We start from the raw sequence: 1,375 nt of genomic DNA, 5'->3' as shown, positions 1-1,375 counted from the left end.
GCCGCGGCGGCCGCGGGCATCGCGGGCTGCGCGACGTCCGCGCCGCAGGTCCCGCCGCCGACGGCCCCGCCCAGCACGGCGCCCGGCCCGCAGCCCGAACCGCAGCCCGGCGCCGTCGGGTCCACCGGGACCCCGGTGGCCGCTGCCGCCGACGTGCCGGTCGGCGGTGCGCTCGTCGTCGAGTCGCTGGAACTGGTGGTCACCCAGCCGGAGGCGGGTCGGTTCACCGGCCTGTCGGCGATCTGCACCCACACCGGCTGCGTCGTCAACCGCGTCGAGGGCGCCACCCTCGTCTGCCCGTGCCACGGCAGCCGCTACGGATTGGACGGCTCCGTCCAGCAGGGCCCGGCGCCGCGTGCGCTCGACTCGCGCCCGGTCTCTGTCGTCGACGGGCGGATCGTGCTGGAATGACCACGCCCTAACGGTGCGCCAGTAGCGGGGTGTGGTTCATGACGGAGTTCGGGCACTACCGCCTCGAGCAGTTGATCGGCAACGGCGGCACCGGTGCCGTTTACCGGGCCCACGACAGCCGCCGCGATTGCGCGGTGGCCGTGAAGGTGCTGCCGGCGGAACTGACCGAGGACGCCCTTTACGCCAGGCGCTTCCGCAGCGTGTGCACCGCGGTGGCGCGGCTGCGCGAACCGCACGTGATCCGCATCCACGACCACGGCGAGATCGACGGCCGGCTCTACCTGAGCATGCGCCTCGTGGAGGGGCAGAGCCTGGCCGCGCTGCTGGCCGCGGGCCCGCTCGCGCCCGACCGCGCGGTGGAGCTGGTCGGCCAGGTCGCCGACGCGCTGGACGCGGCGCACGCCGCCGGGCTGGTGCACCGCGCGGTCAAGCCGTCCAACATCCTGGTCGGCGCCGCGGACACGGTGCACGTCGTGGACTTCGGGCTCGTCCAGGCCACCGCACCCACCCGGTCGCGGCCGTCGATGGGCGGCACGACCGCGGGCATGTGGGAGTACCTGGCCCCCGAGCGCTTCGAGAACCGCCCCATCGACGCCCGCGCCGACGTGTACTCGCTGGCCTGCGTCCTGCACGAGTGCCTGACCGCGACCAAGCCGTTCCCCGGCGACGAGCTGCCCGCCCTCATGTACGGCCACCTGCACCTGCCGCCGCCGCGTCCCTCCGACCTGGTGGAGGGGGTGCCGCCGGAGCTCGACGACGTGGTGGCGAAGGGGATGGCCAAGGAGTCCGACGAGCGCTACGCGGGCGCGGGCGAGCTGGCCGCCGCCGCGCGCGCCGCGCTGCGCCCGGCCGTGGTGGCCGGCGTCGGCGACGACCGGACCACCCCCGTCCCCGCCGCGGTGGGGGCTGCCCGATCGGAGGCCGGCCGACCGGAGCCCGCCCGACCCGACACCGTCACCGCACC

General features: G+C 75.9%; 2 protein-coding genes. Both read left to right on the top strand.

Features of this window, described 5'->3' with window-relative positions; translation table 11 throughout:
- Nucleotides 1–411 (top strand): QcrA and Rieske domain-containing protein (locus tag KIK08_RS39045; RefSeq protein ID WP_214408335.1); only part of this gene is annotated, 411 nt, incomplete at its 5' end.
- Between the two features lie 38 nt (nucleotides 412–449).
- Nucleotides 450–1,375: serine/threonine-protein kinase (locus tag KIK08_RS39040; protein ID WP_214408334.1), on the top strand; the 926-nt coding region annotated here is incomplete at its 3' end.

The organism is Pseudonocardia lacus, from assembly GCF_018531445.1.
Classification (GTDB): domain Bacteria; phylum Actinomycetota; class Actinomycetes; order Mycobacteriales; family Pseudonocardiaceae; genus Pseudonocardia; species Pseudonocardia lacus.
This window is presented reverse-complemented; position numbering and strand designations above follow the sequence as displayed.